Source organism: Alicyclobacillus sp. TC, assembly GCF_016804365.1.
In the GTDB taxonomy this organism is placed as follows: domain Bacteria; phylum Bacillota; class Bacilli; order Alicyclobacillales; family Alicyclobacillaceae; genus Alicyclobacillus_I; species Alicyclobacillus_I tolerans.
On sequence record NZ_CP044434.1, the window covers coordinates 1439302 to 1464171 of the forward strand.

Genomic DNA, 24870 nt, shown 5'->3' on the forward strand with positions numbered 1-24870 from the left:
ATGCACATGATGAACATGTCAAGGAGATATTGAAATGGAGGAGGGGAAACGTTGAACGTCGATCCAGAATTGGTATGGTATATAGGTATATTTCTCTTCATTTTTTTACTGCTCGGTGTACTCCGAATGGTAATGACCAAATATGACTGGTGGAGCTTTACCAAAGATGAGTTTGCTGTCGCCAATGTACCGGAAGGCGGTATGGCTCATGGAAACGATGAAGCGTACCATATCGCACGTATCACTCAAAAAGCAAGCGGCCATCGTCAAGATACACCAGAGAATATGGCCATACAACTTTTTCGTTGGATGCAGCCCGTTGCCCCCTATTTACCCGCTACTTTAGCTGAACCTGATGTGGTCAATCGAGAATACGCTATTTTGCAAGCTTTTTGTTTTGTAAACGAAATGCGTCAACAAGTGAAAGATGAAAACATCCAAAAGCAAATTGAAAATAAATTCTGGGAACTTTTTCGTGACGCAACTCCTTATACACATGACATTTCGGACAAAATGGACACTTACCACCAAGCAGTCCATACTACAGAATCCAGTAAAGAACAATCTATACTCGTGGGGAAAAAATTTTCCTCCTTTTGTCATCAACCAGAAGATAAACGTCTTCAGCATATGGGCAGTGAAACCTATGAACGTTTAACTCATCGAGTCAAACACCTATTTTCGCTGAAGCAAGTCGTTGCTGTTTAGAAGAGTTTCAAAAAATTGCGAGCAAGCTTGCTTTAAACATACATGACCTCCAAGTCCATCAAAAAGATATCGACTTAGAGGTCATGTAGGGCTTTGAATAATAATGATTAAGCCTAACACAAAACAGGCTATGGTTAGCGAGCCGCAGAGATGGTTTGTTCCAAAACAGATCTTGCAGCAGGGACTCTTGGATCGACTCGATTCTCTTCAAGTGCGTGTTGCCTGCAAGCTTCCGAACAAAAACCTTGCAATTTCTCTTGACAAGAAGGACAACTCAAATGGCGTCGATGACAATCCAAATAAGCACAATTCACGTGGATGTCCCATGCTGTTCCACAATGTTCACAAGCACTGATGACGACATCCTCTTCGGTACGGTTAATAGGAACTGCCATCCGATTATCGAAAACGTAACATTTTCCATCATATAATTTCCCTTGCACTTCTTCGTCCTGTGAGTAGCGAATAATGCCGCCTTCTAATTGATAGACATCAGTAAATCCTTTGTCTATTAAATAACTCGTCAATTTTTCGCAACGAATGCCACCTGTGCAATACGTAAGAATTTTTTTTCCTTTTAACATCTCTTGATGCTCATCAATCCACAGTGGAAATTCACGAAACGTCTCCACATCCGGAGTAATTGCACCACGAAAATGCCCAATTTCTGACTCATATCGATTCCGTCCATCAATAACGATAACATCTTCGTTTAAGAGCATTTCGTAAAACTCTCTGGGAGATAAGTGTTTTCCAGTTTTCTTAAGCGGATCGACCGTATCACCGAGTCCAAGATTGACAATTTCCTGTGTTACACGAACTCGCAACTTATCAAAGACAAGTGTATCTGTTACATCCTCTTTGATATCCATATTGGCAAAGCGTACGTCTTTTTTGGTTTCGAGACAATACTGCTGGATAGCTTCCACCGCACCGCAAACGGTACCATTTAATCCTTCACGAGCAATCAGCAACCTCCCTTTCAGTCCCAGCCGCTCGCAAAGAGAACGTTGCCATTCAGCAGTCTCCCGTGGATTCTGAATCTCCACATATTGATAGAACAGCAGTACTCTATAGGATGATTGCAATGGTTTTCCCCTCACTTCAAATTAACAAATGCCTCATAGACTAGACTTAGAAATGGACAAAAGTCTTGTCTATCATCATGAATCATTATATCACGATCCTTTCGAGACGATGAACTTTTACGATTTAAACCAAGACGACAACTCTTTCTCAATACTGCTCTTTACTTCCCGCCATATATACTGAGCTTTAGCAGTTTCATGCGCAGAATCCTTTTGAACATGTAAGGCATCTGTAGCAATCCAGGAAGTCAGAGCAGCCATAGAAATAAAAAAAACAGCTTCAACCTTTCTCGGCAATCGCATCAGTTTATCCCCCAAGATAGATCAAACTCTTAGACTTCATTCTTGCCAAGCTTCCGTTCAGAAAAACAAGGAGATGTCTTCAAGCAGTGAAATCTGCTTGAGACATCTCCCAGGAAAACTTTCGTTACAATAAGATTCCTTATTTATGCAACCATGCTCCAATTGCATGATATGTTACTTGACGATTCATGGCTGCAATGGATGTGGTTAACGGTATACCCTTGGGACAAACCTGAACGCAATTCTGTGCGTTGCCGCACTCCTGAATTCCGCCCTCACCCATTAAAGCTTCCAATCGTTCTTCTCGATGCATGGCGCCAGTTGGATGCGCATTAAACAGGCGAGCTTGTGAAATGGCAAAAGGTCCAATGAACGAATTTCTGTCATTAACATTTGGACATGCCTCAACGCAAGCACCACAAGTAAAGCAACGTGAAAGTTCATAAGCCCATTGTCTATCCACTTCTGGCATACGTGGACCTGGACCCAGATCGTATGTACCATCGATTGGAATCCAAGCCTTCACTTTTTTCAACGCTTCAAACATGCGGCTGCGATCGACAACGAGATCGCGCACTACCGGAAACGTGCGGGCTGGACTAACTCGGATAGGCTGCTCCAAAGTATCTACCAGTGCGGTACATGCCTGACGAGGTTTACCATTGATAACCATCATACAAGCACCGCAAATTTCTTCCAGACAATTCATTTCCCAAGTAACCGGAGCTACACGCTTGCCGGATTTATTGACCGGATTTCTCTGAATAGCCATTAAACAAGCAATAACATTCATTCCTGGCTTGTAATCGACTACGAATTCCTCTTTATAAGGGTTTGAATTGGGTCCATCTTGGCGCTCAACAATGAGGTGCACCTTACGAGTTGCTGTAGTTGTTGCTGTACTCATTCTTTCGTAGCCTCCTTTGTAACCGCATAGTTACGCAGACGAGGTTTAATGAGCGATACGTCCACTTCCTCGTAGGTAATGACAGGTCCATCTGGAGTATATTTTGCCAAGGTGGTTTTCAAGAAATTCTCGTCATCTCGATCGGGAAACTCTGGTTTATAGTGCGCACCACGGCTCTCGTTACGCAGCAAAGCTCCATTGGTAATGGCACGCGCGGAAATTAACATGTTTTTTAAATGACGAGTAAATTGCGCCATTTGATTTTCCCAGCGCGATTTATCAACAACGCCAACTCGTTTATAGCGTTCCTGTAATTCTTGAATCTTTTCATCAGTTTCTTTTAATTTCTTGTTTTCTCTGACAACCGTAACATTGGCGTTCATCCAATCACCAAGTTCACGATGCAATTGATAAGGATTTTCATCCCCATCCATTTTGAGTATCTCTTCAAATTCATTTTCATATTTTTTGCGATACTGCTCATACAGGGTATCGGGTAAGGCATCCACCGATTTACGGACGTTTTTCGCGTATCGTACAGCGTTAGGACCAGCAATCATACCACCATAAATGCAGGAGAGCAGTGAGTTGGCTCCCAAACGATTGGCACCATGATATTGATAATCACATTCACCAGCCGCAAAAAGACCGGGAATATTCGTCATTTGGTCAATGTCCACCCAAAGTCCGCCCATTGAGTAGTGAACGGCTGGGAAAATTCTCATAGGCACTTTGCGAGGGTCATCGCCCACAAATTTCTCATAAATGTCTAGGATATTGCCAAGCTTAACGTTTAAAACGTCAGCCGGAATATGAGACAAGTCAAGATAAACCTGATTTTGTCCGTCAACTCCCAATCCCATTTCTACACAAACTTTGTGAATGGCACGCGTAGCAATATCGCGAGGAACCAAATTACCGTATTCTGGATACATTTCCTCAAGAAAATACCATGGTTTGCCGTCTTTGTAAGTCCAAATTCGGCCTCCTTCACCACGCGCTGATTCCGACATCAAACGCAACTTGTCGTCACCAGGAATTGCAGTAGGATGAACCTGAATCATCTCAGGGTTAGCGTAAAACACGCCTTGTTGATAAAGTTCAGACTGGGCTGAACCTGTATTAATCATGGAATTGGTACTCTTGCCAAAAATCAGGCCGTTTCCACCTGTGCACATCACGACTGCGTCAGCTCGGAAAGATCGGATCTCCATTGAACGCAAATCTTGCGCAATAATGCCGCGGCACTGACCTTCATCGTCAATGACAGCACCTAAGAAATCCCAACCCTCATACTTTTGAACCAAGCCTGCCACTTCAAAACGTCTCACTTGTTCATCAAGCGCATACAACAGCTGCTGTCCAGTCGAAGCACCAGCAAATGCAGTACGATGATGTTTGGTTCCGCCAAAACGGCGAAAATCCAGCAAACCTTCCGGAGTGCGGTTGAACATGACCCCCATGCGATCCATCAAATGGATAATTGCTGGAGCAGCTTCGCACATACCGAGTACTTGCCGTTGGTTGGCGAGAAAATCTCCGCCATAAACCGTATCGTCAAAATGTTCCCAAGGAGAGTCACCTTCTCCTTTGGTGTTTACAGCTCCATTGATTCCTCCCTGAGCACAAACCGAGTGGCTGCGTTTGACAGGAACCAGCGAAAACAAATCAATGGGCACGCCTGCTTCGGCGATTTTAATCGTAGTCATGAGTCCGGCGAGACCGCCGCCTACCACGATGATTCGTTGATTGCTCATGGCATGTCCCTCCTTAGGCCGGGTGTGTAAAGGCAATGAGAGCATCCACGCCAATGCCGGCTAACACGACAAAAACAACCATGCTCACCCAGGCTGTAATCCGTTGCGCGCGCTGGCCAACGGTGATGCCCCAGTGAATGCAGAATGACCATAATCCATTGGCAAAGTGGAATGTTGAAGCTACGATACCTACGATCATAAACCAGAAATATGCAGGATTTGAAACTAGCTGGTGAACCATGTTGTACGTCGGGGCATTTCCAGAAAACCTCGTGGTCGCCAAGTGATAAATGATGAAGACGAAGGTGATGATGCCCGTAATTCTTTGCAACGTAAACATGAGGTTTCGCCGCCAACTATACTGCCCCGAATTGTATCCGGAAACAAAGGCGACATAGAGGCCAAAAATAGCATGATACGTTAAAGGCAAAAAAATGAAGAAAAACTCAACAAAATGTAATAATGGAATGGATTGAATGGCTGCCACAGCCTGGTTGAAGGCTGCTGCTCCGTCTGTCGCAGTGGCGTTGGTCAGTAGGTGCTCAATCAAAAAGAGCCCAACCGGAACCACACCTGCCAAGGTATGCAGACGCCTGAGAATAAACTCCGCATGACTCTGGGCTTTTGCCACCTGTTTGCCCCCTTTCGTCGGGCTTTTGCGTACCTCTAAATGATAGATTTTAGAAAGTAGTTAGGATTGAACGTATGTGCTTTTCCCAACCAATCCGTCTATCATGGTTTGAAGCCGCAGCCCTGTGCCAAGTAAATTGTAATGATGATATGAAAGGAGATCAAGGAAACACCGGAACTGAACTTATTTCTGCAATTCGTTCGTGTTCACAGTTTGTTCATTTTCTGGCGGCTTTTGCTGTAAGTGATTTAAAATTACTCTTGCAAGATGATCTCCAATGCCTATTTCTCTAAAATCAACTAAACTTGCTTCCCGAATGGCTTTGACAGAACCAAAGTGTTTCAACAATGCTTTTTTTCGCACAGGCCCTATACCAGGAATGCTATCCAACACGGACAACAAGCCTGTTTTGCTGCGTACTTGGCGATGAAAGGAAATGGCATAGCGATGTACCTCTTCCTGAATGCGCTCAAGTAAATAGAAGGCCTGTGAATGCCGATCTAATTCAACTGGATAATCTTCATCACGAAAAAACAGCTGACTGGTTTTATGCCGATCATTTTTCGCCAGCCCACATACAGGCAATTCTAAATCGAGTTCATTCTCCAGCACATCAAGCACTGCCCGTAAATGCCCCTTGCCTCCGTCGATCACAATTAAATCAGGCAGGGGAAGCTGTTCTCGCAAAACGCGTTGATAGCGTCTGCGCACAACTTCACGCATAGATTCATAGTCATCAGGACCTTGAACCGTGCGAATTTTATATTTGCGATACTCCTGACGAACGGGTTTACCGTCGATAAAGACAACCATCGCTGCAACAGGATCTGTTCCTTGAATATTAGAATTATCAAAAGCCTCAATCCGCATTGGCGTTGGAATCGCCAATACCTCTCCCAATTCTTGTACTGCGCCCAGCGTTCTGTCCATATCACGTTCCATCAAGCGCAGCTTCTCAGTCAATGCAATTTCCGCATTTTTCCGAGCCAGATCCACAAGTTGACGTTTCAGGCCTCGTTTGGGCTGCAAACATTTAGCATGCAACCATTCAGCAAGTGTCTGATCAGGGACACCGTCCGGAAGCAAAATCTCCTGAGGTGGTTTGGCGCCATGGAAATAGAATTGTTCCACAAAAGACATGAAATCTTCTTCCGGCTGGTTATAGTGGCGTACGATAGAAACAGATCGCTCAATGAGCTTTCCTGAACGCACGTAGAAAACTTGCACACAAAGTAGTCCACGATCTGCAGCGAAAGCAAAAACATCGCGATCGACCCTATCCGTTACAGTGACTTTCTGTTCTTCCATCACTTTATCTATGCTTTGAATCAAATCACGCAATTCCCTGGCTCGTTCAAAACGAAGTTGTTCAGCAGCTTCTTCCATTTTTTTTTGCAAATCAGCTTGTACTTCTTTGTGACCACCAGATAGAAAACTAGTAATTTCCTTACCAATCGTTTGATACTGGGATGGTTCGACTGGCAATTCGCAAGGTGCTAAACATTGGCCAATATGATAGTAAAGGCAGACTTTCTTTTTTAACGTTTTGCATTTGCGCAGCGGATAGAGCCTATCGAGCAATTTTTTGGTTGTTTGCGCTGCTGTGGCGTTAGGGTATGGACCGAAATATTTTGCTTTGTCATGATGGACACGCCGTACAATCTCTAATTTCGGATGAGGTTCATTCGTCAGTTTGATATACGGATAGGTCTTGTCGTCACGAAGCATGATGTTATAAGGAGGGTTGTACTGTTTAATGAGATTACATTCCAGTACCAGAGCCTCTACAACCGTGTCTGTGACAATATATTCAAAATCGACAATGTTACTCACCAATAACTGCGTTTTTGCGTCATGAGTTCCAGTGAAATATGAACGTACGCGATTCTTCAAAACTTTTGCCTTGCCGACGTAAATCACCTGACCACGCACATCTTTCATAAGATAGACGCCGGGTTTATCTGGGAGCAACTGCAGTTTGTCCTGTATCAACTGACTCACGATTTCACCTCCAGACCACGCAGTTCAGCCACCACACAGGCTGTCTCGTGATGAATGATTTGCAACCATATTAAATCTCTGCCATGAACCTGAAACATCTCTACTTGGCCGTTGAGTGAAAAAACTGTCGGTACTTCGCCAGCCTGGACACTTTCAACTCTAGCCATTTTTACTTGCCATGTTGTATCAGCAGATTTTGACGCAGAATAGGTCCCTATCCACCATGCTTTACCAAGAGTATCTTCTGATAAATAGATTTGATGGGCTGATAACGCATCTTGTGGTGCAGAAAAAAGTATCAACTGCCCCTGGTAACTCAATTTACCCCAACTTTGTGATTTTTTTGGATGAGCTGCTTGCAAGGTTTGGTCTGTACCTGTGAAATAAATTCCATCTTCATCTATTAAAGGAGATTGTATCCAGCCAAACGATCCAGACAAGATTTTTTTCTGTGACAAAGCAGTGAGTGGATTTTCTCCTTGTAATTGATACAACTCAATCGGCAAAGATAAGGAAGCCTGCCCTGATCCTGTCACTTGCATCTCAGACTGAATGAGCAACTGATGATGTCCTACAGCAAATACGTATTGAAGAGGGTGCTGAATATCCATAGGATAAGACTTCACCAAACTTGATTGTTGGCTCTCGATATTGGCCAGATAAACCTGTGTGACTTGGGAATGCGTGATTGAATGACTCCAATTGACAATCGCCACAAGCCAGTAGCCGGTTGAAAATAGTTTCCAACTGTGAATTTTCCAATCTATACCAATTGATTTAGAAACCGTTTGCTTAGAATCTGGCGGCAAAAGATCGATATTGAACTGGCTTTGTCGATTAGAGTTGGAAAGTACCTCTCCCGTTTTAGCCAATTCATACATTGAAATATTGAGTCGAGGCCAATTGTCAACAGGTGTCTGCAAAACAGGAACCACAAACTTGTTTTGAACAACGAGCGCCTGACTTAAAACAGTTGAATTCATACCATCCGGTAACGTATACACGCCAATGGTTTCAAGTGGACTTGCTTGATAAGCAGTCCAATCCAGTGGATGATGTTCATGGGGCGTAGGAAATCCATAGTTTTTTATATTTTCTATGCTCGATCCGGACAAGCCATAGGCAAGTAAACCGCAAGAAAGCAAGATGACAGCCACGAGTGACCATAATGTCCATACTGAACCTCGCTGACGTTTTAAAGCATGTTGAGCTACTATCATGGCTCGCATTTTTTGCAAGGTCTGAGTCCAAAAAGCTTCTTCTTTACAATCCAATGAAGGTGATAGGGCAAAACCGGTTTCAACCTCTTCATTGATTGTATGATTTGGAGACAAAAACAATTGGCTAGGTATTTGTACTCCAATTCGTTTCGCAATTTGTCGGCTTAAGCGCCTGGCTGTACTCGGACGAGATAATAGAGAACTTTCAAATTCCTGGCGACTTGGCAAATGGGTCACGAGAAAACAGAAAATTTCTTGAGTACGTTCTTTCTGTTCAGTTTTGTCAGTTACCTGAGATGAAACTGATTGCACGATTACTTGAAAATAAATTTCGAGCAACTGTTCTGCTGCCCATTCTCGCCATGATATCGTCGTACGCCCTGTCAGCACCGCTCTCACCTCTGCTTTCCTACAATACAACGGACATCGCATATAAACAATAAAATCCCTGACAAGTCAGGGATTTTATCAGGATGCATAGATGATATGGTGGGTCATGAAGGACTCGAACCTTCAACCTGCCGATTAAGAGTCGGATGCTCTACCAATTGAGCTAATGACCCACATATGGTGACCCTAAGGGGATTCGAACCCCTATTACCGCCGTGAGAGGGCGGCGTCCTGAACCGTTAGACGATAGGGCCATGGCTGCCGGACTAGGACTCGAACCTAGACTAACTGATCCAGAGTCAGTCGTGCTACCATTACACCATCCGGCAATTCGCATCGACAATTGGAGATTATACAGACACCTCCTGCGCTTGTCAATGCTCATTCTAGGTTAGTCCACACGAGTCATAACCTAATTTGATTTTTCTATAAAATTCGCAGCTTCCAATAAACGGTTGTGACATTCCTTGCGCCCCAGTAAAGTCATAACATCAAATAATCCAGGCCCCACAGTAATACCTGTCAAAGCAAGGCGGGTAGGATGGATCAAATCCGCTGCTTTGCATCCAATTTGCTCGCTAGTTTGACGATAAAGCTGTTCGAGAGGCCAAGCTGCAAAAACTGGCAAGGTTGCCAGCAAGTCTGCCAATTGACGCAGACGTTGAGCTGTTTCAGGATGTTGGAAATGCTTTTTGACTCCTTTGTCATCATAAGAAACAGGCGGGCGAAAGTAACACTCCAACATATTCCACACATCTGCTTCCTGACGTGATTTTTGTTGCAAAAACTGAAGCAATGTGCGCAACCAAGCCAGTTTTTCCCGTGATTCCTCAGTTGACACCCATGCTTTTTCTAACAAACCTGGCCACATTTCATACAACAACTGATCGACTGAACGCGTTCGGAAATAATATTGATTGAGCCATTCCAGTTTTTTGACATCATAAACAGCAGCATGTTTCGCCACTCGTTCTAAACGAAAACATTCAATAGCCTCTTCACGTGAGACAATCTCCCTATTTTCTCCTGGCGAAAAACCGAGCAACAATAAATAATTGACAAGTGCTTCTGGCAAAATACCTGCTTCTCGGTACTCCTCCACACTCGTTGCACCATGTCGTTTGCTGAGCTTACTTCGATCTGGTGCAAGAATCATTGGAACATGGGCAAATACGGGAATTTCTGCATGAAAAGCCTGAAAAAGCTGAATATGGCGTGGAGTATTTGACAGATGCTCTTCCGCGCGAATAATATGCGTAATGCGCATTTCCACATCATCAACACATGAAGCAAAATGATAGGTAGGCGTGCCATCCGCTTTCCAAATGATAAAATCATCAATTTCTCCGTTCTGAAAAGTCACATCACCACGAATCAAATCGTGGACTGTAGTTTCGCCATGTACATCCGTCTTCAAGCGAAAAACAGCACGTTCTCCTGCTTCAATGCGACGTGCGGCCTCCTCGGGCGCCAGATGTCGGCAACGCCCACTGTAACGCGGTGCTCGTCCCTCCTTTTGGGCAGCCTCACGCTCTTTTTGAAGCTCTTCAGGAGTACAGAAACAAGGATACGTCAAGCCCTCTTCTTGTAATTTTCGCAAATATGCTTGATAAATTTCCGTTCTCTGCGATTGCCGATAAGGCCCGTAAGCGCCACCCACTTCAGGACTTTCGTCAAAATCCAATCCCAGCCAGGCAAAAGAATCAAGAATTTGACGATAAGACGCCTCGGTGGATCTCGAAATATCCGTATCGTCAATACGCAGTATCACTTTCCCTTGATTCTGCCGGGCAAACAACCAATTAAAGTAAGCCGTTCGAGCCCCACCTATATGCAACGTTCCCGTAGGACTGGGGGCAAACCGGACACGTATAGAAGTTTTATCGGCAGTTCTGATTTCTGTTGTCATGGTTGATTTCCTCACTTTGGTTGAAAAAATGTATGTAAGTCAGTCTCCTCGTTCAAACTATCGACAAAACAACGAGGTGAGATACGTCATGGAAAAAGAACAGCGGCCAAATAACCAACCTGTGCAAAGTAAAAATTCAGGCAGTTATCATCCGGTATCAAATCTTGAAGAGCCAGCAAGTCGGGAACTTGGGATGGTAGAACATCAACGTCTCGATCTCGCTTTAGAAGAATTTCCGGAAGGACCTTACGGAGCGACAACCAACGAGATCAAACTCGGTAAAGTGTCTGAGTGGAAGCCCGGCCAAGCATACTCGGGTCGTTTTCGAGACAGTAATCCTGTCTCTTCAGACCGAACTGTTGCCGAAACAGAACCTCCCTTCGATAGTTCAGAAGGCTCGATAGAAGGACAAAACTAATTCCCAGCTTACCCTGATTCCCCTTGCAAAGCGAGACGCAGCAGAGCTTCCACACACTGCTCGTTCTCGTTTGCAAGACCGATGGAGATGCGGATGTACTCACTGAGTCCAAAGCCAAAACGTACCAAAACACCCTCTGACATCAGCTTCTCAGCAACTTGCCGACCATTTCCCACGCGTACAAGTATAAAATTGGCGTCTGATGGAACCAATGTATAACCCGCTTGTCCGAGTCTTTCGTATTGCTGTTTTCCTTTCCGCACCAGTTGCAATGACTTTTGACGATGTTCCTCATCATAGAGCGCAGCAGCGGCAGCTCTCTGAGCTAAACGATTGACATTAAAAGGTTCACGAATGCGATGAGCGTATTGCCAAATATTTGGGCTACCCAGTGCATAACCAACTCGCAATCCAGCTAAACCATATAGTTTGGAGAACGTGTGAAGGACAATCCATCTTCCTGTCTCGAGCAAATCCTGAGACCAAACCGCTCGATGGGGTGACATGGCATATTCGTCGTAAGCAGCATCCCATATGACAATGACTTGCGGGGGCAAACGCTTGACTAACTCTTCCAGCTGATTCTTCTCAAGTACGGTTCCACTCGGATTATTTGGAGAACATACATACAGCAGTTTTGTGCGTGGATTGACTGCTTCTAAGAGACGTTCCGGGTCAAAGCGAAAACTCTCTGCCTCAAGGGGTACAGTGACCACTTTCGCCCCCATTAACAGTGCGCCTGCTCGATATTGTGAGAATGAAGGAAAAGTGACAATAATCTCATCATCGGGCGAGAGAAACGTTTCCGACAACAGGCGAATGATTTCGTCCGATCCATTTCCAACAAGCACAGCGTCCTTCTCACAGCCATGATATTGGGCAATCGCATCACGTAGATAACTGCTGCTACCGTCTGGATAATGATGCAGTTGACCCAATTCGTCAGCTATTGCTTGCAATGCTTTTGGGGATGGGCCGAGAGGATTTTCATTAGCATTCAGCTTTAAGACAGCCTTTCCACCAAAGCGCTGAACAATCTCATCATCCGTCAGTCCAGCTTGATACGGATCAATCGAGTGAAGAACAGGTCTTACTCGCTGTTTGACAAACATGACGTTTCCCCACACTTTCTCCACACAAATTCACCAGAGTCAGGTCATTATCTGCTAGAATAAACGCATTGTATCACAGCTTATTTCGAGGAGAGAATTTTTTATGGTCCATTCGTCCAAATTTCAAATACCTACCTTGGAGGATATTCGCGACGCCGCCAAGCGCATTGAAGGCATCGCTCAAGTTACCCCTCTCGATTACAGCGCTACCTTTTCAGAATTTACGCGTAACAATATCTATATTAAAATGGAGAACCTTCAAAAAACAGGTTCTTTCAAAATTCGAGGCGCATATAATCGCCTGGCTACGATGCCCATTGAACAATTGCAACGCGGTGTGATTGCTGCCTCGGCTGGCAATCACGCACAAGGTGTGGCTTTTGCAGCGTCACGTCTCCACGTTCCTTGTACAATTGTAATGCCAGAGAATGCTAGTCTTGCCAAAATTGCCGCTACTCAACGCTATGGTGCCAACGTTGTGCTGTACGGAGAATCTTATGACGACGCCTATCAACAAGCACTGGAACTTTGTCAAGAGCAAAGCCTAAGCTATATTCATGCTTTTGACGATCCGATGATTGTAGCTGGTCAAGGTACGGTAGGTCTGGAAATTCTCTCATCGCTCCCCAAAGTAGATGCGATTGTGGTTCCTATGGGTGGAGGAGGTCTGGCTACAGGAATCGCGATCGCCGTGAAAACGCTATCGCCAAATACGAAAGTTTATGGTATTCAATCAGCCAACGTCTCATCATTTCGACAATCACTGGATATTGGTGAGGTGACTACAGTTCAGGCTTCAGCAACCATCGCAGATGGCATTGCTGTAAAACGTCCGGGAAATCTGACATTCGCACTGGCTCAACAGTGGATTGACGATGTCCTGACTGTCGAGGAAGAGGAAATTTCACGAACAATGGTCATGCTGCTCGAACGTTGCAAATTGGTAACGGAAGGAGCTGCAGCCTCTGCTATGGCCGCTGCTCTATACCATAAAATACCTGAGAATCTCGGCAATGTTGTGATTGTACTTTCCGGTGGCAATGTGGATGTAACGATACTTTCTAAAATTATTGAACACGGACTCATTGAAGCTGGACGCTATGTCAGATTGTCTGTAACCGTACCCGACAAGCCCGGCTCACTACGCGATGTGCTGGACATTGTAGCGGATTTACGAGCCAATGTACTTAGCGTCCAGCATCATCGAGTGGGGAGCAAAATCCTCTTTGGCTACACTGAGATTGAAATTGACTTGGAAACGCGCGATAAGAGACATATCGAAAGACTGACAGCCGTATTGACATCACGTGGATACCAGCCAACGTTGGTGGATTAGGAAGTCGTGTCCATTTCCACTTGAGCTTGAAATTCTTCGCTTTGTGTACGCACTTTTTCGGCTCGCCGCTTTTTCTTTGGCGGCGATTCGATAGGTGCGTTTTTAGTCTCCGCTCTTCCTAATCCAGCCGAAAGAGCAAATTGCAGGGCCTGATCAACCGTAAGGGAGCAATCCTGCACCTGGTCACGTTCTACCAGAAATGTCGGCCCGGCAAACTGGAAGGCATTCGGTACATAAACAGAAAGCATTTTCCCTTCCGGATCAATCTCTATTGGCAAAGACTCGGCCGTTACAAAACCGATCACTTTCGTACCCATTTCGGGCGGCCACTCCACCAAGACCACTCGCTGAAACCCTTTTCGTTTGCCCAGTAAATTATCAACTACTTCTTTACTCATAGTATAAAGGGATTTTATAAATGGAATCCTGCTCATGAGTCTATCAATGAGCTCCAGCGCTTGTCGGGATACATAAAATCTTGCCATCGCCCCAACCAAGGTGATGCCCACAATCACGATTAAAAATCCAATTCCAGGAACATAAACTCCGTCTATCCAGTTCACAGCATTGCCAAACAAACTGTCCACTTGATTAAAAACAAACACGACCAACCAAATGACAAAAGCGATTGGCAAAACTGTCACCAGGCCGACGCCAAAATATTGAGCCAGCCGTTTCAACATACTGCGACCCCTCTCTTGCGAAACTTCACCCTGTTATACTTGGTAATCAAAACTTACACTCTATTGTACGCCGAAACCCTCAATGTAGGATATAAAAACCTATCGCCATAACAGCATAAGCCCCTACAGCCATGGCACCCTCCAACCAATTCGACTCTCCATCCACCATCAATATGGCTACAAGAAGAATGGCAGCCGTCAAACTGACCAATTCTGGTACAGAAAATTGAAAGAACATAGGATGTCCGACAATGATTGAGAAAAAATATAATACTGGTGCAACAAACATAGCCACTTGCAAGCTGCTGCCGACAGCTATTTCGAGTGACAAATCCATACGATTTTTCCAAGCCATCCAGACCGCAGAAGCATGTTCTGCGGCATTGCCAATAATAGCGACCACAATAACGCCGAGAAACATCTGGCTCCATCCAGCATGGCTTGCCAAATGCTCGACAGAATGGACAAGAAAGTCACTCTCTACACCAACCAAGACAGTGACAATCAGCAATATCAATAAAGAGACAGGAAGATTGACAAAAAGAAGGTTCGAATTCTTGATTCTTCCCGGATCTTCTATATCCTCATTTCTTTCTTCCTCCAAGTCCCCAAGCAATTGGCGATGGGTATAGAGTGAAAACACCAATCCTAAAATATAGACCAAAAACGATACTGAGCATACGGCTCCAGTCATAACGAGCAGTGAGTGATATCGACTGACACTAAAAATCACAGGCAAAAGAAACATAATCGGTATTCCGAGCATCAGCATGGCTGTCTGGCTGTGGGCTACTCGAATATTGAAACGTTGAACAGGATGTTTTAACCCCCCAACTAAAAAACTCAACCCGAGTACAAACAGCAAGTTACCTAAAATGGAACCTGTGATAGAAGCTTTCACCAATGTAGTCAATCCCTGTGACAGTGCAAAACAACCAATAATAATTTCTACTGCATTGCCAAAAGTAGCAGAAAGCAGACCACCTAGTCTAGGACCAACTTTGACTGCAATTTCTTCTGTTACCCTCCCCATCCAGCCTGCCAAAGGGATAATGGCTAAACAAGCAGCCATAAAATTTAAGCCTGCCGAAGGAACAGTCATATGACACAAAACGCTCAGCGCCACCAAAAGAAGGGTTGCAGCTAAGAGCAAGAGCGTTTTCAAAGCGTTTCACCTCGTAGATAAAGCAATATATGATACAATAGTTCTCACAGCTTGCAGGAGGCGCGTACCCAATGATTCATTTTCCTTCTGTCAAATCTCTGCGCGGAGAATTAAAACGCAGTGAAATACGCGGCAACATGAGATATCAATTGACAACCAAAGAGTTTATACAACAACGTGAATCTCATACCTACCGTATCGCACTACAAAATATCCTCGGCATGACTGAATGTGATGAGAAAGAGGCCAAAAATTTAAAGATGAGTTGGACGAATTCTTCAAAATATGGAAAACTTTATAAAATTGTAGCCAACGCTATGTTTGTGATATTGCCAAACCGTGTAGTCGAACAACGATCTGTGCAATTTTACACCTGGCTATCTCCTGCTTTTGCTGAACAAATGGAAGCTTTGCTATCCAATCCAGTCACTTAATTAAAATTTTACAGATTGAAAATTCGTTCCATATACTCATCTATGACATGAAAGCCTTCGAATATCATCGAAGGCTTAGTTTTGCAATGTAGGCGATATTTTATCGGTTTTTCTTGATATTCTGGCAGACTTACAGTAAAAATATTGATCTTTACATATTTAAAGTTCCACCCACAGTCGAATTATTGAATGGCGCAGTGAGTACATAGCGTGTTTTATCTGAAAATCCCCACACAATCCACATGATTTCATAAACAGGTGTTAAAAAGATATACATCCATACCCAGGCGCCGCTTTTATCATAGGCCTGTAACAATTTTACTTGCCAAAGAATCAGGAATACGATGTTCACTATCGGAATGAGCAGTATTAAAACCCACGCACCATTTTTTCTAATCAATAAAAGTTGTTGAACCCTATTGGCGACAGGCACCCATGCCATCCAAGCAATATCCCGCCGTCCTGCCAACTTTGCCAAGTTCATAAACGCAAGAGCATTCAAAACATAAAAAGTAATAGAAATAAACCCATAAAACAAAATAATGCCTCCCAAACCCATACCTCCCATACAATCGATTTGAAATCTAATGTTAGATATTTATATGACTTATCTGTATGTCATAAATACTGAGTTTTCATATGATTTGTATTTGCCATCACCAGATTTTTCAACCGGGGGTAGCAAAACTGTCAAAACTGAAGTGGTCTGTTTTCTACGTTTTACACTTATCGTGATCGGGAGCATCTCCTATACCGAATGTATCAAACGTGTCAGTCCACTTCAATATATGAATCCCTCCATATGGTATTCTAAAGAACGTTTGAGCCACTGCATTTCAATAAAATACCCTTAAGCGAAATACGAATCCATTGCCCATTGTATAATTTATTTTGATTATTCCTATATGCTTGCAGTGAATTAATCTCTATCCGTATAATAACCTAGAATCGTGCATTAGATTGAGAGGGGCGTACCTGCATGTCTGGCCAATTTACTGTTGATGTTTTTGTGGAAATCCCGAAAGGCAGTCAAAATAAGTACGAATTTGATGAAAAAGAAGGAGCTTTCCGCTTAGACCGTGTTCTTTACTCTCCCATGCACTATCCAGCTGAATATGGTCATATTCCTCATACGCTGGCTAAGGATGGCGATCCGCTCGATGCGCTTGTCTTAACATCTGTACCGACGTTTCCTGGATGCCTCATTGAAACCCGAGTTGTGGGTGTGCTGGTTATGTCAGATGAAAAAGGCCAAGATGAAAAGCTGATTGGTGTGGCAGAAAAAGATCCACGCTTTGCACAAATTCAGACACTAGAAGACATTCCACCGCACATTCTCAAAGAGATAGCCCATTTCTTCCAAGTATATAAAGATTTAGAAAATAAAGAAGTAAAAATTGAAGGATGGAAAGGAACTAAAGAAGCTCAAGAAATCCTTCAAGACGCTATCAATCGCGCAAAACATTAAAGTAAGAATGAAAATAATCATCAAATTTTGGGCAGAACAGTTTCTGCCCTTTTTCATATCTTTAGGTCTGATTCATTTATCCAGCTATTCAGGCAAACGTTTGTAAAGGAGAAGATTGCATGACTATACAGTTCCCAAGAATTGTATCACTTTGTCCTAGCAATACTGAGTGGATTGATGCATTGGGTCTGATAGACGCAGTGGTTGGTGTAGATGATTATTCTGATTATCCTGACCTATCAAACCATCCTGCGAAACGTCTTGGTCCTGACCTGCATATCCGAATGGAAGAAGTCATCTCACTAAATCCTGATTTGGTAGTAGCATCGCTTTCTGTACCAGGAATGGAAAAGGTGATTGAACAACTTCAAGAGACTGGATTACCCTATATCGTAATTTCTTCACATCGGTTAGAGGATATCTGGAATGATGGTCTTAAAATTGCTGACGCTCTTGATATGAAGGAAATCCGTTTGCGTGCTCATCAGTTACAAGACAATTTAAAGAGGAGAGTAGAACTCATTCGAGAGCAAGCAGAAAAGTTCACTGTAAATAAAAACAAACTGAGCGTCTATTTTGAATGGTGGCCCCATCCAATATTCTCACCTGCTAGAGATAATTGGCTTAGCGATGTATGTGAAATCATCGGTGTGAAAAATTGCTTTCAGGATATCCCTGGACAACAGATGAAAGACGAGACAGGTGAACAAGTTGTAGCAGCCGCTCCCGATGTGATGGCAGCCATTTGGACCGGTATTCCTCAACACAAGGTTCCGGCCAAAAAATTATTGTCCAGATCTTGGGTTCCAAAAATACCAGCTTTTTCATCAAGAAGAATCTATATTCTCTCAGAAGGACTATATTGTCGCCCTTCCCCCCGTTTAATGGAAGGCATTGAACAATTGTTTAGACTGCTTTACACGAGTCAAGAAAACCTGTCTTCACAGGATGCAGAACAATACGGACCTATTCGCTATCCGTTTCTAGAACTATCAGATTCAAAAGATGCTCTTGATACTCTGAATATCTAAAGTTTTTATCCAACAACTCAAATCTATCAGTAAGACTGCCAATCGTCGGAATCTGGATTTTCAGGGCGCCGTCTTTTTATCACCCAAGACTTCCCTTTTCTTATCCCTATAATCATGAGACAAATTAAAATAATTGCGTAAGAAATTTTTAAAGCATAGGGAACATGGAGGGAGGAATGCAACCAATCTGCAATTTCATAGGCTGCAATAGCAATAGCAGCAAACATCCAATTAGGAAAACCGTAATTCATCAAACCCCTCCATTTCGCTCTATTCATTATACACTATTGATAAACTCTATCGGGACAACTTTCTTGTTCCTATGACGTTTGGTCATTTTTCTTGCATTCGCTATACTACTTTAAGAAGCAACTATGCTCAAAGGAGAGAATTAAATTGGCAGGTCAAGCTCATGCAATTCACTGTCCGAAATGTGATAGCGTTCTGTTTCGAGAAGAAAAAATTGTTGAACTCGATTCTAGTGTGGTTATTCGAGAGGATTTACCTGTAAGTGCACGGGCCGTTAAAACTCAATATCGTTATGTATGCTTATCTTGTGGAAATCTTTTACATCATGAGTGGACAGGCACACACCCATCTTAATCGTCAAACTTAATGTAGAACAGAATTTTCAAAAAAGCGGCGTAATCTATACGCCGCTTTTTACAATGCTTACACTACTGTATCAATTTATTCAAATGATAAGGAACCTGATTTACTCTCTATTTTCGCATGAAATTCCTAATTGGAGGGCAAAGTAAAATCGGATGGATTGCCTATAGAGAGGATGAAAGTTTTCGATGCCGGGACGCCACGCAAGAAAGCATCGTACACCTGTTAAAAAAATTAGTTCCGTTTTTTTTCTTGCCGGAGCATTGGTCACCGGAACCTTATTGGGTTTACATAAATTCCCCAAACACACGATTCATGCAGCACATTCCCAATCGCAGACATCGCGTCTCCAGATGAACGAGCCCTATCAACTGCTGATTCTTGGCACAGATGCTCGACCAGGTGACAAAAATGGCAACAGTGACGTCCTTATGATCATGCGTGTCGATCCTGAAGCTCATCGAATTGCACTACTCTCCATTCCTCGCGATACACAAGTGGCATTCCCAGATGGCCGATTCCGAAAGATTAACGAATCCATGCAAATCGGCGGTGCCACTTTAAGTGAGAAAGTCGTAGAAAAACTAATAGGCTTACCTATAGATGGTTATGTAGTGGCTCATTTCGACAGTGTTGTTCAACTTGTTAACTTGCTGGGTGGAATCACACTGCATATTTCTAAACCCATGCACTACGATACAGGCGATAAGGTACACCATCGTATATGGCTCAATCCTGGTTTACAGCATGTAGATGGAGAAGATGCCCTAGGTTTTGTGCGCTTTCGCCACGATGAATTGGGGGATATCGGAAGAACAGAACGGCAACAAGAATTTATACAAGCCATTTATCAGCAAATTTTACAACCCAAAAACTTATTACACCTTCCTGAAATATCCAAAATTATGTGGAACTCTGTAGATACCGACCTCTCTATGTGGGATGTTATTAAAATGATTGGACACATGGAACAGTACAAAAACTATTCCATCATTCATGAAACACTTCCTGGTTCCTTTCATAATCCTAATCCACTTTATGCTGGAGATTTGAGTTATTGGGTAGTCAATCCGCAACAAGCCAAATTTGAAGCTCACAGATTTTTGCTTAACGGAATTTGCAACACGCAGACCATCCAAAATCCTTCTGAGACAAATAATTGGAAACCACCGCATCACTAAATGGATGGCTTCTTGGTCAGGCTCAACCGCGATCGCGCGTGACAATGACTCTGCGGTCAGGTTTGGGAAGAGATAACTTTTTCCCTCCCCAGGTCAAATGGCGATTTGCCTGATAACTCCATATAGTGGAGATTAATATGCCAATGGTTTGACCGACCAGCACTTGTATACCTATCATTTCCAAACCGCGCATGATCCAAGTCGTCAATGCGACACTTACAGCAGATATCGCCATAAACAGCAACATCCGAATCCAACCGGGCTTGTGTTCTTTTTGCTTAGCATCACGCCAAGTTAAAGCGTCATTCCATATGTAATTGTTCACCATAGCCATTAAAGATGCCAAAACGGAGGCCAAAACATGATTCATTCCAAGCAAATAAATAAATCCGGCCATCAGTCCTAAATTGACCCATACACCACTGAAGCCAATCATTGCGAAAAGTGGAAAACGACGATCTTCCTCACTTTGCCACATCAATTTCCAAAGATGAATCAGGTAATTCCACTGTTCACGGATACTCATCTTTGACTCTCCTGCGTCTCTAGCTTTAAATTGATAGGGTATCTCATGAACTGTACGATAGTTAGCTTTCATCAAAATTTCTATAAGTATTTTCCAGCCAAGTGGTTGTAATTTAACCCCTTGTACAACTGTACGTTTAAATCCAAAAAAACCACTCGTACAATCAGAAATAGGCCTTAAGCGCTTGAGTAATAACCGTCCAATAGAACGTGCTCCGAAAGAGATCAGCTTTCGCACTCCGACTAAACCGCCATCTGAACCGCCTTCAACAAAACGGCTAGGAATAACAATATCAATACCTGCTTTTAATCGCTCCACCATAGTGGGCAAAAGTTCAGGTGGATGCTGTAAATCAGCATCCATAACAATAATCCATTCCGATTCTGTTTGGTGAATGCCTTCGACAACAGCTGTACCAAGACCCTTTCCATTCTCACGATGGTAATAGCGAACGCGTTGGTCCAGAGCGGCCATTTTTTCCAATCTTTGTGGTGTTTCATCCGTACTATCATCAACAAAAAAAATTTCATAATCAATATTTGTATCTGCAAGTGCTTGATGAATCTGCTGCACTAAATTTTGAACGTTATCTTTTTCATTAAACGATGGTATGACCAAAGAAAGTTCCAACCGCCACCGTTCCTCTCCAATACTTCATCTTATATATCATACCATAGTCAGGATGCTGGAGAGGAGAATTTTTTTCTTACATAGGCCAATATCCGTGAAGTGTCCAATCAGAAAGAGGGGGTAAATCGCAAGGTGAATTAGAAGATAAAAAGGGCCAAGGATAATAGGGATGTAAAGCAGGATAGCTGGAAGTCATCCAATAGACAAATGTATTTGACGATCTCGATTTACTGATTTGTTGACGCAAATTCCATGGCAAAATGTAAACTTTTCCTCCTAAACAATAAGGCAGACTGACTGCAATTTCCGTTGAAAAATGCCCTTCCTTTACGGACGGATTATCATGTTCACGCATTCTTATCGTCTCCTCATAACTGTAGACGTCCTGCAACATGCCGTTTGCCATCCGTCAAAGCATGCACAATTACATTATCTTATGTTGTGCAGCAACTTACGGTCACAAGTGAGACGAAAAGAGATTAAGAAGAGATGTCTGTAGTTTGGCGAGTTTTGCGTTCAATCGGTTGCATTTCCATAAATTCTACAACTCTGCCCATCAATCGAATAAATTGTTCAGCATCTTCAGATCCTAATTCTGTAAGCAATTGTCGAGCAATATTACAGCGCTCCTGTTGCAATCCACTTAAAATTTCAAATCCTTTGTTTGTAATTTCGTGAAAGACTACCCTTCGATCTTCTTGAGAACGTTTTCGTTCAACCATTTGCATCTTAACTAATTCATCACACACTTGCGTCACTGCTCCGGGACTCAGATCAGCAACTCGGGCTAAATCAGACGCTTTTGTTTTACCTTCCTGGTATAAGTGACGTAACAAATAGGCTTGAGTGGGTGTTAACCCAAAACGCTTAATGGGTGAATGAGCCTGTAATACCCGCGACAGTTTGGTCAAAACTTCTTCAAAAGTGCGCACTTGTTCTTCTGAAATGGCGCTGTGCATCATATTTCACCTCGTGAGTCATCATTACCACCAGTTTAGTCCTCTAATGCCTGACCAGCAAGTCAAGAGTAGGTGCGCTTTTTAGTTTGCTGATGAAGCCAGTAGCCCCCGGCCCCTACAATAAGAATGGGAATGATACCCACCAAGAGATACAAATTATTCCCCATAATTCCTGCATACACTAAGGATACCCCTATATAATACGGAACAATAGAAATCGCTGCAGTCCACACATAAGTCCAAAGACTAACAGATGACATCATACCAGCGGCGTAATTTACAACAAATGCAGGAATCGGCAGTAATCTAGCAAAAAGTAAGCCTAATCCACCTTTTCGCTCGACCCATCCATTCACCTGCTGCCACTTTTCCTCCGATACAAAGCGTCGAATGACCGGCACTCCTAGCGTACGTGCCAAAATGTAAATCAAAAGAGCACTTAAAGTTGAACCCAGCCATGCATAGAAAATACCCCATCCTATACCATAAACCTTTAAATACATGACCAAAAGACCTTCTGATGGAATGGGTGTCATGCAAAAAAAGACCATCAGCAAGATAGCCGCACCAATCCCCAGCCATCCCCAGGATTTGAGTATATTGGACAGTTGATGATGACGATCAGCATACAAAGCTGCAACAAAAATAGCGACTCCAACCAAAAAAATGGCCAGACTCTTCCACGATAAAGCCTTACCTATAGTTGACATTCGGCTTCGCCGCCAATTCTTCTTTAAGTGTATATTTACACAGTATCAAACTCTGGCGGCCGAGGCAACGATACGCTCGGCCGCATGAATTTTGAAACTAATCCTCTCCTGGTTCGTCTGCTCGATGCACAAAATTCGGAATTCTTTTTTTCGATCCGTTAGGAATTTCTGCTTCTTTCTCTGCAGAAATATCAAAAAAATGTTCTTTTTCTTCATCAGTATGCCTGAGACCTTCTAAATCGACGCGGCGATAAGAATAACCTGGTACTCGATGAGAACGGATATTGGTCAAAGAATTCGCCTCCTTTGCAAACTTTATCATCTCGCGTCCTGTTTTCAGACATACGTTTTACAAGATGTTAAAATCTAGCCGACGCTCTTCTATTCATATCCTGGTTTCATTCAGGGAAAAGTAAAAAAGGAGGTGTTTGGGTTTGAATGAACAAACGATGACGGAAAAACCATTTAGTTTGATCACTCGGGAAGAATTAAAATCCATGGTAGATGCAGGTATGACTGACGCTCAAATTGCCGTTCAATATGGTGTAACCGCCAATGAAGTCAATCATAAGCGAAGACTTATGAATCTCTTGCAAGGACAATTATCTGCAGCCGAACTTGCAGAAGCTGTCCACATAGCAGAAGCCGTCAAGCACCTGCCTTGGAAAGGAATTGAAGAAGTTAAATCCGTTGTAAAAAAATATTCTTCACAGCAAAAGCCTTGGTAGTGATTCTTTTACTTATTCCGTTCTGGATGTCCATACTATTGAATTGCGGTTATCAATCGGCATGTCGACTCCATCGACATCATAAACCATTGATAAACAACCTATCATGGTGGAACCAGGAGCAAGCGAGCCAAATCCAGAATTTTCTTTCTGATGAACATTTCCCCCCATCACCACATTGCATTTTCCCATGATGAGGAAGGAACAGGAGTCGAGATGGTCAATTTTCATCATCCATGATTTTAAATTTGCAAATGCATTTTGATCCTCCAAATGTCTCACTTCCTAATTATGTATACCTTAACTACGTCAGAATATCATTCAAATTGAATCGGAACATACTCATCAAAATCATCGCCCGGTTGGGCGATTTTTTGAATACGAACCAACAATACTCCATCTTTGAAATGGGCAATAACTTTATCAGAATGAACGCGAACTGGAAATTCGATTATCCGTTCAAAAGGTCCGTGATGCCGCTCAATTTGCAGAGCGGTGTCATCTTTACCACTGAAATCGGTTGAACGACCTCGAATAATCATTTGTCTATCGCTGACTCGTATTTTAATATCATTTGCACTCGAGGCGCCGGGTACATCAAGCACAACTACCAATTCATGACCGCGATCGTACATATCCACTGGAGGATACACCTCATAGCCTCCTGAAAATGGAGAGGGATTACCCTGTTGCATTTGAGGAAATGGCATATTCTTAAAAAAATCTTCTCCCAGGAGTTTTCTCCAATCCCGTAAATCCCCCATATTTTTCAACATTTCAAAGGGATTAGAAAAATTTCCCCAACCAAAATTAGAGTCGTTCTGATTGGCCATTCATGCTCCCCCTGCCTCTACCTTTCACCATGATGATGTACGCTCGGGTTTTGCAAGGTTTTCTCAGAGTCAATATGATCTTCATCCTTTAAAAAACTTAATGTACGGTAGATTTGAGTTTGATGGCCTT

29 protein-coding genes and 3 tRNA genes are annotated in these 24870 nt (G+C 43.1%); 9 read left to right on the forward strand and 23 right to left on the reverse strand.

What is annotated here, in order from left to right; translation table 11 throughout:
* The first annotated feature begins 51 nt into the window (after nucleotides 1–51).
* The gene (locus tag FY534_RS07015; protein WP_072873139.1) at nucleotides 52–708 is read left to right on the forward strand and encodes a hypothetical protein; all 657 of its coding nucleotides are present in this window, start codon (nucleotides 52–54) and stop codon (nucleotides 706–708) included.
* A 134-nt stretch (nucleotides 709–842) separates the two neighbouring features.
* Here the strand turns inward: FY534_RS07015 and FY534_RS07020 are convergent, their stop codons facing one another.
* The 11 genes from FY534_RS07020 to gltX form a co-directional block, all read right to left on the reverse strand.
* Nucleotides 843–1796: an oxygen-dependent tRNA uridine(34) hydroxylase TrhO gene (locus FY534_RS07020; protein WP_203114113.1), complete on the reverse strand. Its 954-nt coding sequence runs from the start codon at nucleotides 1794–1796 to the stop codon at nucleotides 843–845.
* A gap of 117 nt (nucleotides 1797–1913) precedes the next feature.
* On the reverse strand, nucleotides 1914–2099 hold the full coding sequence (locus FY534_RS07025) for a hypothetical protein (protein WP_203114114.1): 186 nt from the start codon (nucleotides 2097–2099) through the stop codon (nucleotides 1914–1916).
* A 139-nt stretch (nucleotides 2100–2238) separates the two neighbouring features.
* Entirely contained in the window at nucleotides 2239–3006 is a 768-nt protein-coding gene (gene sdhB / locus FY534_RS07030) for a succinate dehydrogenase iron-sulfur subunit (RefSeq protein ID WP_203114115.1), read from the reverse strand.
* Nucleotides 3003–4763 carry a succinate dehydrogenase flavoprotein subunit gene (gene sdhA, locus FY534_RS07035; protein ID WP_072873135.1) on the reverse strand — a complete coding sequence of 587 codons (1761 nt, stop codon included), beginning with the start codon at nucleotides 4761–4763 and terminating at the stop codon, nucleotides 3003–3005. The genes sdhB and sdhA overlap by 4 nt, the downstream gene beginning before the upstream one ends.
* Nucleotides 4764–4776: 13 nt before the next feature.
* Nucleotides 4777–5394, reverse strand: a complete 618-nt coding sequence (locus FY534_RS07040) for a succinate dehydrogenase/fumarate reductase transmembrane subunit (RefSeq protein WP_072873134.1) — start codon at nucleotides 5392–5394, stop codon at nucleotides 4777–4779.
* A 183-nt stretch (nucleotides 5395–5577) separates the two neighbouring features.
* Entirely contained in the window at nucleotides 5578–7395 is a 1818-nt protein-coding gene (uvrC, locus tag FY534_RS07045) for an excinuclease ABC subunit UvrC (RefSeq protein WP_072873133.1), read from the reverse strand.
* Nucleotides 7392–9005, reverse strand: coding sequence for a hypothetical protein (locus FY534_RS07050; RefSeq protein ID WP_203114116.1), 1614 nt, complete (start codon nucleotides 9003–9005; stop codon nucleotides 7392–7394). Before FY534_RS07050 ends, uvrC begins: the two co-directional genes overlap by 4 nt.
* A gap of 97 nt (nucleotides 9006–9102) precedes the next feature.
* Nucleotides 9103–9178, reverse strand: a tRNA-Lys gene (locus FY534_RS07055).
* 5 nt (nucleotides 9179–9183) lie between these two features.
* A tRNA-Glu gene (locus FY534_RS07060) sits at nucleotides 9184–9259 on the reverse strand.
* 1 nt (nucleotide 9260) lies between these two features.
* Nucleotides 9261–9334: transfer RNA gene (locus FY534_RS07065), tRNA-Gln, on the reverse strand.
* An 83-nt stretch (nucleotides 9335–9417) separates the two neighbouring features.
* Nucleotides 9418–10914 (reverse strand): glutamate--tRNA ligase, encoded by a 1497-nt coding sequence (gene gltX / locus FY534_RS07070; protein ID WP_203114117.1) that lies wholly within the window; start codon nucleotides 10912–10914, stop codon nucleotides 9418–9420.
* An 88-nt stretch (nucleotides 10915–11002) separates the two neighbouring features.
* Here gltX and FY534_RS07075 point away from each other — a divergent pair, with 88 nt between their 5' ends.
* Nucleotides 11003–11332 carry a hypothetical protein gene (locus tag FY534_RS07075; protein WP_072873130.1) on the forward strand — a complete coding sequence of 110 codons (330 nt, stop codon included), beginning with the start codon at nucleotides 11003–11005 and terminating at the stop codon, nucleotides 11330–11332.
* 8 nt (nucleotides 11333–11340) lie between these two features.
* Here the strand turns inward: FY534_RS07075 and hisC are convergent, their stop codons facing one another.
* Nucleotides 11341–12444 (reverse strand): histidinol-phosphate transaminase, encoded by a 1104-nt coding sequence (gene hisC, locus FY534_RS07080; protein ID WP_203115560.1) that lies wholly within the window; start codon nucleotides 12442–12444, stop codon nucleotides 11341–11343.
* 103 nt (nucleotides 12445–12547) lie between these two features.
* On the opposite strand from hisC, the gene ilvA reads away from it, so the two are divergent.
* Complete coding sequence (gene ilvA, locus FY534_RS07085; protein WP_370541519.1) at nucleotides 12548–13780, forward strand: threonine ammonia-lyase; 1233 nt, start codon at nucleotides 12548–12550, stop codon at nucleotides 13778–13780.
* Here ilvA and FY534_RS07090 read toward each other — a convergent pair.
* Nucleotides 13777–14463 carry a DUF502 domain-containing protein gene (locus FY534_RS07090; protein ID WP_203114118.1) on the reverse strand — a complete coding sequence of 229 codons (687 nt, stop codon included), beginning with the start codon at nucleotides 14461–14463 and terminating at the stop codon, nucleotides 13777–13779. The genes ilvA and FY534_RS07090 overlap by 4 nt on opposite strands.
* 79 nt (nucleotides 14464–14542) lie before the next feature.
* A complete protein-coding gene (gene cax, locus FY534_RS07095; RefSeq protein ID WP_238413435.1) occupies nucleotides 14543–15628 on the reverse strand; it encodes a calcium/proton exchanger in 1086 nt (361 codons plus the stop codon).
* Nucleotides 15629–15699: 71 nt separating this feature from the next.
* On the opposite strand from cax, the gene FY534_RS07100 reads away from it, so the two are divergent.
* The gene (locus FY534_RS07100) at nucleotides 15700–16062 is read left to right on the forward strand and encodes a hypothetical protein (protein WP_203114119.1); all 363 of its coding nucleotides are present in this window, start codon (nucleotides 15700–15702) and stop codon (nucleotides 16060–16062) included.
* A gap of 151 nt (nucleotides 16063–16213) precedes the next feature.
* On the opposite strand, the gene FY534_RS07105 is transcribed toward FY534_RS07100, so the two are convergent.
* On the reverse strand, nucleotides 16214–16615 hold the full coding sequence (locus FY534_RS07105) for a DUF5684 domain-containing protein (protein WP_238413436.1): 402 nt from the start codon (nucleotides 16613–16615) through the stop codon (nucleotides 16214–16216).
* 426 nt (nucleotides 16616–17041) lie between these two features.
* Here FY534_RS07105 and FY534_RS07110 point away from each other — a divergent pair, with 426 nt between their 5' ends.
* Complete coding sequence (locus tag FY534_RS07110) at nucleotides 17042–17530, forward strand: inorganic diphosphatase (RefSeq protein ID WP_072873123.1); 489 nt, start codon at nucleotides 17042–17044, stop codon at nucleotides 17528–17530.
* A gap of 119 nt (nucleotides 17531–17649) precedes the next feature.
* Nucleotides 17650–18561, forward strand: a complete 912-nt coding sequence (locus FY534_RS07115; protein ID WP_203114120.1) for an ABC transporter substrate-binding protein — start codon at nucleotides 17650–17652, stop codon at nucleotides 18559–18561.
* Between the two features lie 26 nt (nucleotides 18562–18587).
* Here FY534_RS07115 and FY534_RS07120 read toward each other — a convergent pair whose 3' ends face one another.
* Entirely contained in the window at nucleotides 18588–18812 is a 225-nt protein-coding gene (locus FY534_RS07120; protein WP_072873121.1) for a hypothetical protein, read from the reverse strand.
* A gap of 145 nt (nucleotides 18813–18957) precedes the next feature.
* On the opposite strand from FY534_RS07120, the gene FY534_RS07125 reads away from it, so the two are divergent.
* Both FY534_RS07125 and FY534_RS07130 read left to right on the forward strand, forming a co-directional pair.
* Entirely contained in the window at nucleotides 18958–19164 is a 207-nt protein-coding gene (locus FY534_RS07125) for a hypothetical protein (RefSeq protein ID WP_072873120.1), read from the forward strand.
* Nucleotides 19165–19361: 197 nt separating this feature from the next.
* Complete coding sequence (locus FY534_RS07130) at nucleotides 19362–20354, forward strand: LCP family protein (RefSeq protein WP_203114121.1); 993 nt, start codon at nucleotides 19362–19364, stop codon at nucleotides 20352–20354.
* A gap of 22 nt (nucleotides 20355–20376) precedes the next feature.
* Here the strand turns inward: FY534_RS07130 and FY534_RS07135 are convergent, their stop codons facing one another.
* The 5 genes from FY534_RS07135 to FY534_RS07155 all read right to left on the reverse strand — a co-directional run bounded on the left by FY534_RS07135 (nucleotide 20377) and on the right by FY534_RS07155 (nucleotide 23471).
* On the reverse strand, nucleotides 20377–21510 hold the full coding sequence (locus tag FY534_RS07135) for a glycosyltransferase (protein ID WP_072873118.1): 1134 nt from the start codon (nucleotides 21508–21510) through the stop codon (nucleotides 20377–20379).
* Nucleotides 21511–21586: 76 nt separating this feature from the next.
* Complete coding sequence (locus tag FY534_RS07140; RefSeq protein WP_072873117.1) at nucleotides 21587–21865, reverse strand: hypothetical protein; 279 nt, start codon at nucleotides 21863–21865, stop codon at nucleotides 21587–21589.
* 124 nt (nucleotides 21866–21989) lie between these two features.
* A complete protein-coding gene (locus FY534_RS07145) occupies nucleotides 21990–22469 on the reverse strand; it encodes a MarR family winged helix-turn-helix transcriptional regulator (RefSeq protein WP_165611931.1) in 480 nt (159 codons plus the stop codon).
* A 62-nt stretch (nucleotides 22470–22531) separates the two neighbouring features.
* A complete protein-coding gene (locus FY534_RS07150) occupies nucleotides 22532–23179 on the reverse strand; it encodes a TVP38/TMEM64 family protein (protein WP_072873115.1) in 648 nt (215 codons plus the stop codon).
* A gap of 97 nt (nucleotides 23180–23276) precedes the next feature.
* Nucleotides 23277–23471, reverse strand: coding sequence for a hypothetical protein (locus tag FY534_RS07155; RefSeq protein ID WP_072873114.1), 195 nt, complete (start codon nucleotides 23469–23471; stop codon nucleotides 23277–23279).
* 142 nt (nucleotides 23472–23613) lie between these two features.
* Here FY534_RS07155 and FY534_RS07160 point away from each other — a divergent pair, with 142 nt between their 5' ends.
* A complete protein-coding gene (locus FY534_RS07160; protein ID WP_072873113.1) occupies nucleotides 23614–23907 on the forward strand; it encodes a helix-turn-helix domain-containing protein in 294 nt (97 codons plus the stop codon).
* Between the two features lie 12 nt (nucleotides 23908–23919).
* Here the strand turns inward: FY534_RS07160 and FY534_RS07165 are convergent, their stop codons facing one another.
* Together FY534_RS07165 and FY534_RS07170 are read right to left on the reverse strand one after the other, a co-directional pair.
* Nucleotides 23920–24180 (reverse strand): hypothetical protein, encoded by a 261-nt coding sequence (locus FY534_RS07165; protein WP_072873112.1) that lies wholly within the window; start codon nucleotides 24178–24180, stop codon nucleotides 23920–23922.
* Between the two features lie 44 nt (nucleotides 24181–24224).
* Nucleotides 24225–24740, reverse strand: coding sequence for an Hsp20/alpha crystallin family protein (locus tag FY534_RS07170; RefSeq protein WP_203114122.1), 516 nt, complete (start codon nucleotides 24738–24740; stop codon nucleotides 24225–24227).
* Nucleotides 24741–24870: the final 130 nt, after the last annotated feature.